Genomic DNA, 14778 nt, shown 5'->3' with positions numbered 1-14778 from the left:
GTTCACCTCTTATTAACTAACGAATTAAATGTCACCGTTTGGTTCATTCTCCAATCACGAATTTTGCAAAAGCATGGTTCAGGCTCAACCCCATCAAAAAGATCAAATATATCCATCTGCTGATATCGCTCAGTAACAGTAGAAAAAGGGACTGTATTTTTTAAGCCATCCATCTGCCAGATATTCCATGAGATAACATAGGCAATTGGCTTCAATTCTTCACAAGACGGATCTTTACCAAATTTATTCCTATAATAATCAATGAATGTAAAAAGCAGATTTTCACGAGCAAGAAGCAGATTGTCCCCCTGATACTCAAAACCATAAATGCTTTCAAAGGCTCTTTTTACCCATTTCATCCACTCATCATATGTATTTGCGTTTTCTGACACAACACGAATTTTTCGATCAAGAAGCCCAATACGACTGCCGAGAGGAATTGCTTCCCCGGTTACGGTATCATACCTGCTAACAAGGTACGGTGCTTCGCCACATGTGATTTCCAATCGCTTTGCATCCACATAATCAGTCCAACGTTTTCCTCTTCTTGTTGAGAACTCAATAGGTTGCGTTGTTACTGTCCAATGCTTGTAGGTTTGAACGTTAAAAACACCTTCTCTGCCAAACCATGCCGCATCAATAAGGTTATTTTGTTCATTGCACACCCATGAAGGAGTAAATACTTCAGCCTTCGATTTAGTGCGCCCAAGTTGACTGGTCTTTTCCTTATAAATTCGAGGTTGTATGATGTTATTATTTTTGCCAGTAATTAAATGAATATTGATTGGGAACTGAGCCCGGTATTCTACTCCATATTCCTCGTAGTCAGACGTTCCCCAAATAATATTGCGGTGTGTTGTTCTGTCGCAAAGGAGAACATTGAATAGTGATTCTCCGTATTTAAGTATCTCATTTTCAGAAATATCTATCGACGCATTAACGTTCACACTTATCCTCCTTGATACATTCTTTCCTGGGAATAAACTCCACAATATCGTCTACCTTACAATCTAGCACAAGGCAGATTCTTTCAATCGAATCAAGGGACACGTACTCATCCCTTCGCATCCTCGTTGAAATATTGGCGCTGTATCCTGCCTTTTTCTGAAGCTCCGCAACCGTCATATTTCTGTCTATCAGCATATGAAATAATTTTTTGTAGCTTACGGCCATAGCACGCCCTCCGTAACGATGTACCAAAACAACATATCACGAAAACATGAATTTTTCAAATACTTATGAAAATACCACGATACATTAATTACTCATATTCCTCAATCTTTTCCGTTTGTAGTAGGCTCTTACCACCGATTGTTCCGCTTTACCTTGTAGTTCGGATTGTTGCAATAATACTGGTGTTTGAAATGGCTAACAAAATCTTCTCCGAAGCATATATGTGTCAGGAATAAAACCTTGAGAGAAATCAATATCTCGCATATATTTTCTGAAAAAATTCTACTCCCCCGCTCACCTCTTGACCAAATCTGCGACATACTTTGTACAATTGTCAACCATACGCACAAAAATTGCTCCATCCCCTACTAAATAATCGCCGATTAGACACTACTTCATAACAATTTTATGGAAAGAAAGCCTTTTCCTCTGTAAAATCCACGTTCTGTAATTTTGTTATCCAGATCACATAATTACTCGTATTTATCCAAGCAGACACCGCAAAAGATGCCTGCTTTTTTCGTATGAATCTTGACCGAACGTCAGATTTCACCAATCCCCCTGGCTACTTGTTAGGGGGATTGCTTTTTTTACCAAAGACAAAGGCTTTATTTACGAAACATGCAACACGGCTGTTGGATGTTACGTGTTCTGCGTCTTTTCAGATCTGGATACAGATTTTTAACCTCGCCTGCGTAAGCTCATCAAGTTGCAAATTGATGAGTGCATGGCTGAAACAGGCGAATTTATTTTAACCGTCCAGTGTCATGCACCACTGGTCACCTACCGAACGGGGTATTCCCCGAGGTGACCTAATGCACACAGTGACAACGAGCCGTGAAGGGCTACTCCGCTTCGGTTTTTCCGAACTGGAGAAGCCTAAATGGCAAATAAAAAACGTTATTACCCTCTTCGCAGCTCAACCGATCCCAAGAAAGTTAAGCTCGTTGAGATTACCGAGGAACAGTACCAGGCAATCTATCCTGAAATCTGGGCAACCATTAAGCGGGAACAGAGACATGGCCGATGCAGATGCCCAGCCAACTACCTGTGGACATGTAATGGCTACTGTTCTGACTGTTCCTATCACACCGTAGGAAATGAGGAGTCTATTGATGAACTGACAGATACAGAATTATCAGATGAGAAACCGCTGATGGATGAACTTATGGCATGCGACCAAATGCTGAAACTACTGGTTGCCAGATTCCGAGAACTTGAACCGGAGGCTGATCTCATCATTGAATTGCTGGAGGAAGGATTATCCGACAGGAAAATTGCGGAAACACTGGGACGCAAACAGCGAACCTTTGCAGATCACATGAAGAAGATCCGAACCGAGCTGCATAATCTCAACAGGTAGTTCCCCCTTTCATAAAGGCTTTTTCCCATAGTGGCGATGCCTGAGCAAGGCGTTTTGATTACGAAATAAACAAGTAATAAAAAATTTAAAAATATTTCCGCTCAAAACGCCCGCTCATGTCCAGTAGTAAGTGTAAGGCTGATTTTTTCACAAATTAAGGAGGTTCTCAAATGAACAAGTCTTACTTCGATTCCCGCGGGAAAAGCCATGAGCTGATTGCCGTACTCACGGCTATCTCTCATGTATCCGCAAAGATGGCAAGAAACCTTGAGCTTCTTGCTGAATTACGTAACTCAAAGAAAGGAAATACTACCTATGAACAACACAAAAGACATGGCTTCGAGCATCGTCGCACTGCGGCATGCGGCAGTCGCTTTGAATAACATTGCCGATTTTCTGGAAGATCTGAATGCCAAGGATTCTGCACCTGCTACTGAAAACCAGTCTCAGGAAACTGAATCCGCACCGTCGACCGATGCAGTTGTTCCGGCAGCAAAGGCTGAACCGGAAACCCCGAAATTATCCTTTGAGGATGTTCGCGGAATTCTGGCTGACATTGCCCGTGCTGGGAACCGTGAAGGCGTTAAGGCTCTGCTTGAAAAGTACGGTGCTTCAAAGCTTTCTGCTCTTGCCCCGGAGCACTACGCTGCGATTCTTAAAGATGCGGAGGAACTTAAGAATGCCTGATTCCCACGCAATCCTGTCAGCCTCGGCATCGCACCGCTGGCTGATGTGCCCGCCGTCAGTTCGCCTCTGTGAGCAGTTTCCCGGGGACGGAGCCAGCGAGTATGCGGCTGAAGGAACAGAAGCCCATGAGCTCTGCGAGTTCAAGCTGAAAACAGCCCTTGGCATGGATGCTACTGATCCTACGCCCGAACTTTCCCGTTACAGCGAGGAGATGGATGAATGCTCCTCCGGCTATGCCTCCTTTGTTCTGGAGCTGGTAAACGAGGCTGCCAAGTCCTGCTCAGATCCGAAGGTGCTCATTGAGCAGAGAGTTGATTTCTCGCAATGGGTACCAGAAGGATTTGGCACGGCTGACTGCATCATTGTATCCGATGGAACACTCCGAATTGTTGATTACAAGCACGGTCTCGGTGTTCTTGTCGAGGCTGAAAACAATCCGCAGATGAAGTGCTATGCCCTTGGTGCGCTGGAAATCTTCGATGTTCTTTACGACATCGAAAAGATCAGCATGACCATCTACCAGCCCCGCCGGGAGAACATCAGCACCTGGGAGATTTCCCGTGATGAACTCCTCCAGTGGGCTGAAAACACACTGAAGCCTATTGCCTCTCTGGCATTTGCCGGTGAAGGAAAATTCTGTGCCGGTGAATGGTGCGGATTCTGTAAAGCCAAACACGCCTGCCGTGCCAGAGCCGAAGCCAACCTTCTACTGGCAAAGCATGATTTCAAACTTCCAGATCTACTTGAGGACATTGAAATCGAAGTGATCCTTTCCCAGGTTGATGAACTTACCGCATGGGCAAATGACATCAAGGAATATGCCTTGAAGCAGGCCATTGGCGGTAAGGAATGGCACGGATGGAAGCTCGTGGAAGGACGTTCAGTTAGAAAATTCACCAGCGAGGACAAGGTAATCAAGGCTGTATGCGAGGCAGGGTTCGATCCGTTCGAGAAGAAACTCATAGGCATCACCGCCATGCAGAAACTTCTCGGAAAGGCAAAGTTTGACGAACTTCTTTCAGGACTTATTGCCAAGTCGAAAGGCAAACCAACGCTCGTACCGGAGAGCGATAAAAGACCGGCGGTTTCAAGTGCAACTTTAGATTTTAAGGAAGAATAAATTATGGCTACAAAAGTAATTACAGGTGTAAACACCAGATGGTCCTATGCCAACGTATGGGAACCAAAAGCTATGGAAGGCGGCAAGCCTAAGTTCAGTGTGTCTCTCATCATCCCAAAGTCTGACACCGTAACCGTTGGCAAGATCAAGGCTGCCATTGAAGAGGCTTACCGTGACGGTCAGTCCAAGCTCAAGGGTAACGCCAAGTCCGTACCTGCGCTCAGCACTCTCAGAACTCCGCTTCGTGACGGTGATTTGGAACGTCCGGATGATTCTGCTTACGCCAATGCGTATTTCGTCAATGCTAACTCTACCACTGCTCCCGGTGTGGTGGACGCCAACAGGAATGAAATCCTCGACAAGTCTGAAGTCTACTCCGGCTGTTACGGCAGAGCCTCCATCAGTTTCTATGCATTCAATGCCAACGGCAATAAGGGTATTGCCTGCGGTCTTAACAATCTGCAGAAGATTAAGGACGGTGAGCCGTTAGGCGGAAGAGCGAGCGCCGAGAGCGATTTTGCCACTGAAGAAGATGAAGACTTTTTAGGTTAGGAGGCATCATGGATTCAGGTGAAATCTTTCTGATGGGCTTTGGCTCCGGTTTGTTTACCGGCGTAGTGGCAGCAATCCTGTTTGAGTTCCTCGGATTTCTCTTTACCGAGTTCCTGAAACGCAGAAAGCGTCGTGTCTGGTAGCACCAGATAACTTGTAACGATTTAGTAAGGGTAGTGGTTTTGTCTGCTGCCCTTTTTTGACAGGAGAATTTTATGGAAACACTATCTTGTGATCTCGAAACATACAGCAGTGAGGACTTAAGGAAATGCGGAGTCTACCGCTACTGCGAGGCTCCCGATTTTGAAATTCTGCTCTTTGCCTACAGTGTAGATGGTGGTGAGGTACAGCTTGCTGATCTCGCCTCCGGAGAAAAACTTCCCAGGGAAATCATCAAGGCCGTGACCGATGACAGCGTCATCAAATGGGCGTGGCATGCAAACTTTGAGCGTGTATGTCTGTCCAGATACTTGCGCGACTTAGGCTTACTAACCGGTTACCTCAATCCCGAAGGCTGGCGGTGCGACATGGTGTGGGCGGCAACTCTGGGACTGCCGTTTTCACTCGAAGGAGCCGGTGCGGTACTGGGCCTCGATAAGCAGAAACTCACGGAAGGAAAGGAGCTTATACGCTATTTCTGCAAGCCGTGCTCCCCTACTCAGGCAAACAGTGGCAGAACCAGAAATCTCCCCTGCCATGCTCCCGACAAGTGGGAAATGTTCAAACACTACAACATCCGGGACGTGGAAACCGAAATGGGAATACAGCAGAGACTGAGTAAGTTCCCGGTACCGGACTTCGTCTGGGAGGAATACCACCTCGACCAGGAGATTAACGACCGCGGCGTAAAAATCGACATGGAATTGGTACGTCAGGCGATTGCCATTGATGAACGCTCGCGAAATGAGCTCATAAGTGCCATGAGGGAATTTACTCAGCTTGAAAATCCCAACTCAGTCCAGCAGATGAAGGACTGGCTGGCAAATAACGGTCTTATGACTGAAAGCCTTGATAAGAAAGCCGTGGCTGAACTTATGAAGAATGCCACGCCGGAACTCATCAGAGTGCTGACACTCCGGCAGCAGCTTGCCAAGTCATCAGTGAGAAAGTACCAGGCTATGCAGAATGCTGTATGTGCCGACGGCAGAGCCAGGGGACTTTTCAGCTTCTACGGTGCCAATCGCACCGGGCGGTTCTCAAGCAAAATCATTCAGTTGCAGAATCTTGCCCGTAACAGCATGAGCGATTTAGATCAGGCTCGTGCGCTTATCAAAACCGGAGACTATGACGCTGTATCTATGCTCTACGATGATGTGCCGGATACGCTCTCCCAGCTCGTAAGAACAGCCTTTGTGCCTCCGAAGGGAAAGCTCTTTTATGTAGCGGACTTTTCAGCCATTGAGGCCAGAGTGATTGCGTGGTTTGCTGGTGAAAAATGGCGGTCTGAGGTATTCCGTAAAGGCGGTGATATCTATTGCGCCAGTGCCAGTCAGATGTTTAAGGTTCCGGTGGAAAAGCATGGTATCAATGGTCATCTGAGGCAAAAAGGGAAAATAGCGGAACTGGCCCTTGGTTACGGCGGGGGGATGGGCGCATTAAAGGCCATGGGAGCACTTGAGATGGGGCTTAAGGAGGAGGAGTTACAGCCCCTCGTCAACGCCTGGAGAAACGCCAATCCAAATATTGTGAAATTCTGGTGGGCTGTGGATAACGCAGTTATGGAAGCAGTGAATAAAAGAACCACCACCGAAACTCACGGCATCACTTTCTCGTTCAAAAGCGGCATGCTGTTTATCACCCTGCCCTCCGGCAGAAAGCTCGCCTACGTTAAACCTCGTATCGGCATGAACCAGTTCGGCGGTGAAAGCATTACCTATGAAGGCATCGGTGCTACCAAAAAGTGGGAACGTCTCGAATCCTACGGTCCCAAGTTCGTGGAAAACATCGTCCAGGCAACAGCCAGAGACATTCTGTGTTTTGCCATGAAGACTTTACGGAACTGCAGCATAGTTATGCACATACATGATGAAGTGGTCATCGAGGCAGATCCACGCGTAAGTCTGGATGCTCTTTGTGAACAGATGGGAAGAACTCCGCCATGGGCTGAAGGCTTAATCCTTACCGCCAGCGGTTACACATCGCCCTACTACAAAAAGGATTAGCGCCTTAACTTGAACGGTATCTTGGTCGGTGACTTAGTCGGTCAGCACCGATCAAGTTATTTGGAATTAAGCACAGCTCCCGCATTAAGGAATATGTGATTACTTGTCTGACTGCACAGCTTCTTTTAACGTATTGCCTGCAGTAAATGAAGGTACTCTCTTTGCCGGGATTTCAACAGCCTCACCGGTACGAGGGTTACGACCGCTGCGAGCATTCCTTTCAGAAGTCTTAAAAGTTCCGAAACCAACGAGCTGAACACTGTCACCTTGGGCTAATGTTTCAGTTACTGTTTCTAAAAAGGCATCAAGCATCTTTTTGCTATCTGACTTGGTCGTATGACTCTTTTCAGCGATTATTTCAATAAGTTCCTGTTTATTCATGTAATCAAACCTCTCTCTTTGCAAATTTTATTTCAGTTTTTTGCCAACAACGGTACATTCCTTTTTGCAGAAACAGATACCGTATGAATGAACAGCTTTAATATCGTTTCTTCTGATGTACGGGTCAGCATATTTCTTTTTGATTATCTGCTCGACAGCATCCTCTGCTATCAAAAACTTATCTTCATTCTCATCAGAAGTCTGCTTTAATTCCAGAATTACAATAACGCCTCTGTTCTTTAAAGACTTTATTATCAAATCAATATAGCCGTTTCCTGACTCAAAATTAGATTTCTGCTCTTCAATGAGAGATGTGCCGTTGGCCAATAGTCCGTTCATGAAGCCGTGGTAATAGTTTTCCTTCGGAGCATTGACGGAGAAGTCTCTGATGGATACATACTTAGCCAATAGCTCGTTAAGGTTGTCTTCAACAACTCCAGCATCCCCTGTGAATAATCCTTTTATCAGATTACCGGTGCTGTTCTTCATAACATGATCATTTTTATAGAAATCCATGATTTTGGATTTAAAGCAATCCTTAATTTCCTCATTCGGGATATACAATCTGTACTCATTTTTATTAGAAGATCTGTACTGAAGATCAAATGTAAGGTAGCCGGTATAAAGTAGCAGAGTCCAGAAATCATTTATGTCATGGTTCTCTAAATCTCCGTAGCACAGCGCAGCTCTCACTTCTGCAATAATGAATTCACCATCCAGAAGGTTTTGCATCTTATCAACGTCATCCGGCTCTATGAACCCCATAAATTCTTCGATAACGTCGTTACCGCTGGTGTTTATCCAGTAGTTGCGAGCCTGAATGAGATTTCTGTCTTGACTCAGTTTTCTGTAGTTATCATTACAGAAGTTCATTACATCCCATGGGCAGTACATATGAGTTGTTCCAAAATGATACCCGTCGTAATTGCTTCTTACCTCTTCGTAATAGCCTGAAAGTCCGTAGTATGCGAGAACTTCCTGTGTTTCTTCTTTTGTGAAGCCTATTCCGGTTGATATATCAGCATCTCCGGAATCAAGAACCGAGCAGACCATAAGATTATTCAGTCCGGTAAAAATACTCTCCTTGGCGGCTCTTAAACATCCAGTGAGTACAGCTCTACCGAGATACGAATTTGTTTTTAAAGTATCGTTATAAAAAGGACTGATAAGATTTATCATTTCGTCGTAATAGCCATGATGAGCTGCTTTTGCAATAGGAACATCATATTCGTCAATCAGCAGTACAGGTTTTATCTTATGATGTGCTTCGAGAAGACAGGAAAGCGTCTGAAGAGAGCCGGTCAGAAAAGATTTATCGGTTCTATCTGCAAGCTTTTCGTAATTAATCAAATTGGCATACTGTTCCTTCTGTTTATCGGATAATTCCTTACTGGTAGCAAGATACTCAAACTGCAGTGCCAATTTGTATATCAGAGTAGCAAACTGATTATATGCATCATTAAAATTCTGATGAACAATGGTTTTAAACGACACAAATATTACCGGGAATTTTCCCATGTATTTAGCGCAAAACTCTTTATCATCAAAGATTTCAGTTCCTGCAAACCATTTTTCCTGACGGTATGCGTCACCGGGATTTTTAGGATCAAGAGCCAGAAAATCATAGAAGGTGGACATGGTGAGTGTTTTACCAAAACGTCTTGGCCTGGTTATGAGCATGACCTTTGAGGTATTTTCTTCAAAAATTGTTTTTATGAATTTGGTTTTGTCAACATAGTAACTGTTGCTCTCAATTAATTCGTGGAACAATTCCGCTCCAATACCTATAGACTTCAACATCCTGTTCCCCCGAGTCTGACTATTCACATGTGAAAAAGGCCTTTCACCGGTCCGCTATTCATAAAATGATTGAAGCGCAGAAAGGCTCTATCACCGTTATTATCCCACACACGATTCAATCGTCAACTGTCAATATCTTACTTTTTGATAAGAATAAAAGCATAAATTATCCACAAATGATCAAAAAATATTGATGTTCTACTTTGCTGGTAACTTAGTTGAGCTACCGGGTTAACTTTTCTTCCAATCACTCAGTCTTCTATATTTGCTCACTTCTTAACCTTTCAACAAATTTTCTGAAAATAAATCCGCTCAAAACGCCCGCTCATGTCCAGTAGTAAGTGAAGGCCTATAAAAGTCTTCGTGTTTCTTAACCTATTTTCAGGAGTTTTTTATGTTTGAAATCAAAGAAAAACAGAAAGTTCTGCCGGACGGAACCAGGATTACCACCTTCACTCGGGAGATAACCGGTGCAAATATGCTGGAGGTCGAAGCCGGCACCAACGGCTTTAAGGGCGGCAATGCAGAACACGGCAGCCGTACCTATTTCCGCATCACCGACATCGGTAATACCGACATGTTTGTTAAGACCTCCCGCAGGCCTTACAGCAACAACACTGAAAGTGCTGAGTTCATTCTTGGTGGTGACTGCGAGCTTGAAACCATCATCAGAGCACTGAAGTTCGTGGTTAAGGTTCTGGAAGAAGAATCAGCGGAGGTTGTGGACTGATGGCAATGATCAACCTTTACCGTGCCAATGTTATCGGCATCAAATGGAACTGTCTGTATCCGAACCACGTCGAGGTAACCGATGAGAAGACTCTGCTTTCGGCAGTAATCCGTGACTATGTATGCGCCGAGTACAAGGGAAACTACCGCAGCAAGGATAATTTCATAAGCAGCGACTGCCTGCCGGTGGACTGCGACAACGACCACTCCGAGAATCAGGCTGACTGGATTACCCCGGATGATGTGGCACAGGCATTTCCGAATGTTACCTTTTTCGTTCATTACAGTCAGCACCATAACAGAGTGAAGGACAACAAGTCTGCACGGCCAAGATTCCATATTCTGTTTCCGATTGAGCGCATGACCGACCATGCCGCATACGCGAATCTGAAAACCGTGGTGAACGGAATCTTTCCTTATTTCGACACCAACGCCCTTGATGCCGCCCGGTTCTTCTACGGCACATCAGATCCGAAGGTAGAATTCCATAAAGGCTTTATGAACCTTACGGAATTTCTGCAGGATGCGGCGCCGTTCGATAAGGATCTTAATCAGGGGCAGTATGGCAGCCGGGTAATTCAGGAAGGCAGCCGCAACAACACCATGAGCCAGTATGCCGGAAAGATCATCAAGAAGTTCGGAGATACAGACAAGGCCTACCAGTGCTTTATGGATGAAGCAGCCAAATGCAGTCCGCCACTTCCTGATGAAGAGCTTCAGACAATCTGGCATAGCGCTCAGAGGTTTTTTGCTGGGTTGCAGAAACAGGAGGGTTATGTTGATCCGGAAACCTACAACACCGAGGTCAGCTACAAGCCGGAAGATTACTCCGATGTTGGGCAGGCTGAGGTGCTGGCCAAGATTTTCGGGAATGAACTCCGGTACTCTCCTGCCACTCACTATATCCGCTATGTGGATAACCACTGGAAGGAAACCGAATCCGGAGCCCAGGCAGTGGCTCATGAACTCACCCGGCGACAGCTTGAAGAAGCCAATGTGGAAATCATGAAGGCTCTTGTCCACATGGATGAATGCGGCGCTCAGGAAATACTTGATACAGCAAGTTCCAAAAAGAAAGCCGCCAGTCTGATGAACGATGAGCAGACAGAAGCTCTTGAAGCCTTAAACGCCGCAAACACATACCGTGCTTTTACCATGCGCTGCCGTGAATCCAAGAATGTAACCGCGGTACTTAAGGAAGCCCGGCCGAAGCTGGAAATATCACCAAACGAGCTGGACTCAGATCCTTATGTTCTGTGTACGCCGACAGCCACATACGACCTGCGCAAGGGACTAAAAGGCGCAAGAGAACACTCACCGGATGACTTCATTACCAAAATGACCGCTGTGTCTCCCGGCACTAAAGGAGACAAACTCTGGAACGATGCCCTTAATCTGTTTTTCTGTCGAGACAGATTACTGATTGAGTACGTTCAAATTAACTGCGGTATCGCCATCATCGGCATGGTACTGGTGGAGGCGCTGTTTATTGCTCTCGGTATCGGACGTAACGGCAAATCTACCTTCTGGAATGTCATAGCCATGGTGCTGGGCTCCTACAGCGGCAATATCTCAGCAGATGCTCTCACCACGGGATGCCACAGGAATATCAAGCCGGAGCTTGCAGAGGCCAAGGGAAAGCGTCTCCTTATTGCCTCGGAGATGCAGGAAGGCGCAAGGCTTAATGACTCTGTGGTAAAGCAGCTCTGTTCCACTGACAAGATCTTCGCGGAAAAGAAATACAAAGATCCTTTCTCCTTCAATCCATGCCACACCCTGGTGCTCTATACCAATCACCTGCCGAGGGTGAGTGCCTCTGATGACGGTATCTGGCGAAGACTTATCGTTATCCCGTTCAACGCCAAAATTGAGGGCGAGGGAGACAGGAAAAACTATGCCAAATATCTCTTCGAAAATGCCGGTGAGGCAATTCTGGCGTGGCTTATCGAGGGTGCGAGGAAGGCAATCGAGCTCGACTTCAAGGTTCCCGTTCCCCCATGCGTCCGACAGGCCATTGAGGCATACCGCGAGCAGAACAACTGGTTCGGCCACTTCCTTGAGGACAAATGCGAGGTGGGCGAAGAGTTCCGGGTAAGTTCATCTGAGCTATATCAGGGATACCGGACATATTGTCTTGAAACCGGGGAGTATGTCCGCAATACGGGAGACTTCTATTCAGCACTCGAGAGAGCAGGGTTTGAACGCATCATGTTTGAGCGAAAAAGGTTCATCAAAGGGCTGCGTCTGAGCGGAGATTTCCTGAATTAACGACCACCTGTAGCAAAGTGTAGCAAGGTGTGTTCGCAAAGTGACTTTTGGTTAAAAAGTCATCAAGTGATACACATTGCTATACCTTGCGACACTTTGTACCCAAAAAGTTAAAACCCTTATAAATCAAGGCTTTGCAAGGTGTAGCAATCTGTTATATAGAAAGTCCCTTAGGGGAAAATTAAAGAGAAAAATTTATATATAGAGGAGTTTTATAGAACACATTGCGACACCTTGCACAGAGCCATAAAACCGGGGTGCGGAACAGCAATCCGCGCCCCTCTTGACGGAGAAAAAATTGGAAGAAAATTACAGCGAGTTTTATCTCGCAAAATGCCAGAAAAGACTGAAAGAATGGCGAGCACCATTAGACGGATGGTTCTGCAAGAAAATCATCGATGTACGCGAGGATAACGAGGATGCTCCACTGGCAACATGTGAGCTGTGCGATTGCAATAAGGTTCGATTTATCCATGTGATGGATCACGACCTTTATTTCGAAGAGGTTTGTGTCGGATGTATCTGTGCCGGCGTTATGCAGGGCGATATTCTGGCTGCGAAGGAGCGTGAGCGTCAGATGAAGAATCGAGCCAAACGCAGAAAGAATTTCGTTGCCGGGGAATGGAAGGAGACAGCTCCAATGGGTGCTCTCCGCACTTACACCAGAATGCACAGGGGCCAAAGAATATGGATCTCGGTTTATCCCGGAAACAGGCACTACGTAAGGTGCAATGAGAAATCAATCTCCCGGTACAAAGGTCGCCCCATTCGTGATTTCTATTCTGCAGTTTATGTGGCTTTCGATTTGGCAGATCCGGTGGAGGAATTACTGTGAACGAGAAATTTATCGAGAGGAAACTGGTAACTGCCGTGAAGGCCAGAGGAGGCATCGCACCGAAGTTCGTGTCTCCCGGTTATGCCGGAATGCCTGATCGCCTGGTGCTGCTTCCCAATGGTGTGTTTGCCTTCGCTGAACTCAAAGCCCCCGGGATGCATCCGAGAGCATTGCAGGTGGCAAGGCATGAGATGTTAAGGCGGTTGGGTTTCAGAGTGTACGTGATTGACGGAATTGAACAGATAGGAGGAATGCTGAATGAACTTCAAACCCCATGATTATCAGGCTTATGCCATTAACTACATCGAAGAACACCATGTGGCAGCGGTTCTTCTTGGGCTTGGCATGGGTAAGACGATAATTTCTCTGACGGCAATCTCTGAACTTATGTTCGATTCCTTCGAGATCAGCAAAGCACTGATCATCGGTCCCTTACGAGTAGCCAGAGACTCATGGCCTATGGAAATCAGCAAATGGGAACATCTCAGGCACCTCACCTATGCCGTGGCTGTCGGTACTCTGGCAGAACGCAAAGCGGCACTTGCAAAGAATGCCGATATCACCATTATCAACCGTGAGAACGTGGACTGGCTGGTGGAAAGTGGAAACTTTGATTTTGACATGGTTGTTATCGATGAGCTGTCTTCCTTCAAAAACCACACCGCCAAACGATTCAAAGCTCTGATGAAGGTACGTCCAAAGGTTAAGCGCATCGTAGGTCTTACCGGTACTCCTTCATCAAACGGTCTGATGGACCTATGGTCAGAGTTCAGACTGCTTGATATGGGCGAACGCCTGGGAAAGTTCATCACGAGATACAGAGAATGCTACTTCATGCCCGACAAGAGGAACGCCCAGCAGGTGTTTTCCTACAAGCCGAGGGAAGGAGCTGAAGAGGAAATTTACCGCCGCATCTCGGATATCACCATCTCCATGAAGTGCACCGACCACCTCACAATGCCTGAACTGATTTCAACCCAGTACGAGGTGGTGCTGTCAGATGATGAACGAAAGCAGTACGAGAGGCTTAAGTCTGAGCTGGTGATGACTCTTTCCGATGAGGAAATCACCGTTCCCAACGCCGCAGCCCTCACCAATAAACTCAGTCAGCTTGCCAACGGTGCAATTTACGACGATACCAAAAACATCGTGGAATTCCATGACCGCAAGCTTGATGCCCTGGAAGACATCATCGAGTCAGCCAACGGCAATCCCCTTCTGGTGGCCTACTGGTTTAAGCACGACCTAGAAAGGATCAGAAAAAGGTTTGATGTCCGGCAGATTAAAACCTCGAAAGACATCACCGACTGGAATGCCGGAAAGATCCCTGTTGCCATGATCCACCCTGCTTCTGCCGGTCACGGACTTAACCTGCAATCCGGTGGTTCGACACTGGTATGGTTCGGTCTTACCTGGTCCTTGGAGCTCTATCAGCAGACCAATGCCAGACTCTGGAGACAGGGACAGACCTCCGGCACTGTGGTGATCCAACACATCATTGCCAAAGGAACCATCGACGAGCGAGTGCTTAAGGCATTGTCGAAAAAGGAATTAACTCAGAACGCACTGATTGATGCGGTTAAAGCAGATTTAGGAGAAAACAAATGAACGCTAAAGAATTTTTGATGAGAGGATTTAACCTGGAGCGCCACGTGCGCAATCTGACGAATGAAATTGAGCATTACAGAAGTCTGGTAAACAACTGCAG

General features: G+C 46.2%; 16 protein-coding genes. 12 read left to right on the top strand and 4 right to left on the bottom strand.

Features of this window, described 5'->3' with window-relative positions:
- Window positions 1–2: 2 nt before the first annotated feature.
- On the bottom strand, window positions 3–947 hold the full coding sequence (locus BMY80_RS06040; RefSeq protein ID WP_093141897.1) for a restriction endonuclease subunit M: 945 nt from the start codon (window positions 945–947) through the stop codon (window positions 3–5).
- Window positions 937–1173 (bottom strand): helix-turn-helix domain-containing protein, encoded by a 237-nt coding sequence (locus BMY80_RS06035; RefSeq protein ID WP_093141894.1) that lies wholly within the window; start codon window positions 1171–1173, stop codon window positions 937–939. The genes BMY80_RS06040 and BMY80_RS06035 overlap by 11 nt, the downstream gene beginning before the upstream one ends.
- A gap of 883 nt (window positions 1174–2056) precedes the next feature.
- Between BMY80_RS06035 and BMY80_RS06030 the strand changes: the two genes are divergently transcribed.
- The 7 genes from BMY80_RS06030 to BMY80_RS06010 all read left to right on the top strand — a co-directional run bounded on the left by BMY80_RS06030 (window position 2057) and on the right by BMY80_RS06010 (window position 7057).
- On the top strand, window positions 2057–2536 hold the full coding sequence (locus BMY80_RS06030; RefSeq protein ID WP_093141891.1) for a helix-turn-helix domain-containing protein: 480 nt from the start codon (window positions 2057–2059) through the stop codon (window positions 2534–2536).
- Window positions 2537–2706: 170 nt separating this feature from the next.
- A complete protein-coding gene (locus BMY80_RS12075) occupies window positions 2707–2919 on the top strand; it encodes a hypothetical protein (protein WP_143066467.1) in 213 nt (70 codons plus the stop codon).
- Entirely contained in the window at window positions 2852–3223 is a 372-nt protein-coding gene (locus BMY80_RS06025) for a hypothetical protein (RefSeq protein WP_093141889.1), read from the top strand. Before BMY80_RS12075 ends, BMY80_RS06025 begins: the two co-directional genes overlap by 68 nt.
- Window positions 3216–4343 (top strand): DUF2800 domain-containing protein, encoded by a 1128-nt coding sequence (locus BMY80_RS06020; RefSeq protein ID WP_093141887.1) that lies wholly within the window; start codon window positions 3216–3218, stop codon window positions 4341–4343. The genes BMY80_RS06025 and BMY80_RS06020 overlap by 8 nt, the downstream gene beginning before the upstream one ends.
- A 3-nt stretch (window positions 4344–4346) precedes the next feature.
- Window positions 4347–4895 (top strand): DUF2815 family protein, encoded by a 549-nt coding sequence (locus BMY80_RS06015; protein WP_093141885.1) that lies wholly within the window; start codon window positions 4347–4349, stop codon window positions 4893–4895.
- Between the two features lie 8 nt (window positions 4896–4903).
- Window positions 4904–5038, top strand: a complete 135-nt coding sequence (locus tag BMY80_RS12685; RefSeq protein ID WP_281242272.1) for a hypothetical protein — start codon at window positions 4904–4906, stop codon at window positions 5036–5038.
- Window positions 5039–5110: 72 nt separating this feature from the next.
- On the top strand, window positions 5111–7057 hold the full coding sequence (locus BMY80_RS06010; RefSeq protein WP_093141882.1) for a DNA polymerase: 1947 nt from the start codon (window positions 5111–5113) through the stop codon (window positions 7055–7057).
- 99 nt (window positions 7058–7156) lie between these two features.
- Here BMY80_RS06010 and BMY80_RS06005 read toward each other — a convergent pair whose 3' ends face one another.
- Window positions 7157–7438 (bottom strand): HU family DNA-binding protein, encoded by a 282-nt coding sequence (locus BMY80_RS06005; protein ID WP_093141880.1) that lies wholly within the window; start codon window positions 7436–7438, stop codon window positions 7157–7159.
- 27 nt (window positions 7439–7465) lie between these two features.
- Window positions 7466–9238, bottom strand: coding sequence for an AAA family ATPase (locus tag BMY80_RS06000; RefSeq protein ID WP_093141877.1), 1773 nt, complete (start codon window positions 9236–9238; stop codon window positions 7466–7468).
- Window positions 9239–9632: 394 nt separating this feature from the next.
- Between BMY80_RS06000 and BMY80_RS05995 the strand changes: the two genes are divergently transcribed.
- The 5 genes from BMY80_RS05995 (at window position 9633) to BMY80_RS05975 (ending at window position 14678) form a co-directional block, all read left to right on the top strand.
- Window positions 9633–9968 (top strand): hypothetical protein, encoded by a 336-nt coding sequence (locus BMY80_RS05995; RefSeq protein WP_093141875.1) that lies wholly within the window; start codon window positions 9633–9635, stop codon window positions 9966–9968.
- Entirely contained in the window at window positions 9968–12235 is a 2268-nt protein-coding gene (locus tag BMY80_RS05990; RefSeq protein WP_218140323.1) for a phage/plasmid primase, P4 family, read from the top strand. Before BMY80_RS05995 ends, BMY80_RS05990 begins: the two co-directional genes overlap by 1 nt.
- A gap of 298 nt (window positions 12236–12533) precedes the next feature.
- Window positions 12534–13070: a hypothetical protein gene (locus BMY80_RS05985; RefSeq protein ID WP_245730066.1), complete on the top strand. Its 537-nt coding sequence runs from the start codon at window positions 12534–12536 to the stop codon at window positions 13068–13070.
- Complete coding sequence (locus tag BMY80_RS05980; RefSeq protein WP_093141870.1) at window positions 13067–13348, top strand: VRR-NUC domain-containing protein; 282 nt, start codon at window positions 13067–13069, stop codon at window positions 13346–13348. Before BMY80_RS05985 ends, BMY80_RS05980 begins: the two co-directional genes overlap by 4 nt.
- The gene (locus tag BMY80_RS05975; protein ID WP_093141867.1) at window positions 13329–14678 is read left to right on the top strand and encodes a DEAD/DEAH box helicase; all 1350 of its coding nucleotides are present in this window, start codon (window positions 13329–13331) and stop codon (window positions 14676–14678) included. Before BMY80_RS05980 ends, BMY80_RS05975 begins: the two co-directional genes overlap by 20 nt.
- Window positions 14679–14778: the final 100 nt, after the last annotated feature.

This window comes from Ruminobacter amylophilus, assembly GCF_900115655.1.
GTDB lineage: Bacteria > Pseudomonadota > Gammaproteobacteria > Enterobacterales > Succinivibrionaceae > Ruminobacter > Ruminobacter amylophilus.
The sequence above is the reverse complement of the archived record's forward strand: the minus strand, read 5'-3'. Positions and strand labels throughout refer to the sequence as shown.

Excerpts from the sequence above, each read along its gene's own strand:
- BMY80_RS05995 (WP_093141875.1), top strand. The coding sequence starts at position 9,633 with ATGTTTGAAATCAAAGAAAAACAGAAAGTTCTGCCGGACGGAACCAGG.
- BMY80_RS05975 (WP_093141867.1), top strand. The coding sequence starts at position 13,329 with ATGAACTTCAAACCCCATGATTATCAGGCTTATGCCATTAACTACATC.
- BMY80_RS06030 (WP_093141891.1), top strand. The coding sequence starts at position 2,057 with ATGGCAAATAAAAAACGTTATTACCCTCTTCGCAGCTCAACCGATCCC.
- BMY80_RS12075 (WP_143066467.1), top strand. The coding sequence starts at position 2,707 with ATGAACAAGTCTTACTTCGATTCCCGCGGGAAAAGCCATGAGCTGATT.
- BMY80_RS06005 (WP_093141880.1), bottom strand. The coding sequence starts at position 7,438 with ATGAATAAACAGGAACTTATTGAAATAATCGCTGAAAAGAGTCATACG.
- BMY80_RS06020 (WP_093141887.1), top strand. The coding sequence starts at position 3,216 with ATGCCTGATTCCCACGCAATCCTGTCAGCCTCGGCATCGCACCGCTGG.
- BMY80_RS05990 (WP_218140323.1), top strand. The coding sequence starts at position 9,968 with ATGGCAATGATCAACCTTTACCGTGCCAATGTTATCGGCATCAAATGG.
- BMY80_RS12685 (WP_281242272.1), top strand. The coding sequence starts at position 4,904 with ATGGATTCAGGTGAAATCTTTCTGATGGGCTTTGGCTCCGGTTTGTTT.
- BMY80_RS06035 (WP_093141894.1), bottom strand. The coding sequence starts at position 1,173 with ATGGCCGTAAGCTACAAAAAATTATTTCATATGCTGATAGACAGAAAT.
- BMY80_RS06025 (WP_093141889.1), top strand. The coding sequence starts at position 2,852 with ATGAACAACACAAAAGACATGGCTTCGAGCATCGTCGCACTGCGGCAT.
- BMY80_RS06015 (WP_093141885.1), top strand. The coding sequence starts at position 4,347 with ATGGCTACAAAAGTAATTACAGGTGTAAACACCAGATGGTCCTATGCC.
- BMY80_RS06000 (WP_093141877.1), bottom strand. The coding sequence starts at position 9,238 with ATGTTGAAGTCTATAGGTATTGGAGCGGAATTGTTCCACGAATTAATT.
- BMY80_RS06010 (WP_093141882.1), top strand. The coding sequence starts at position 5,111 with ATGGAAACACTATCTTGTGATCTCGAAACATACAGCAGTGAGGACTTA.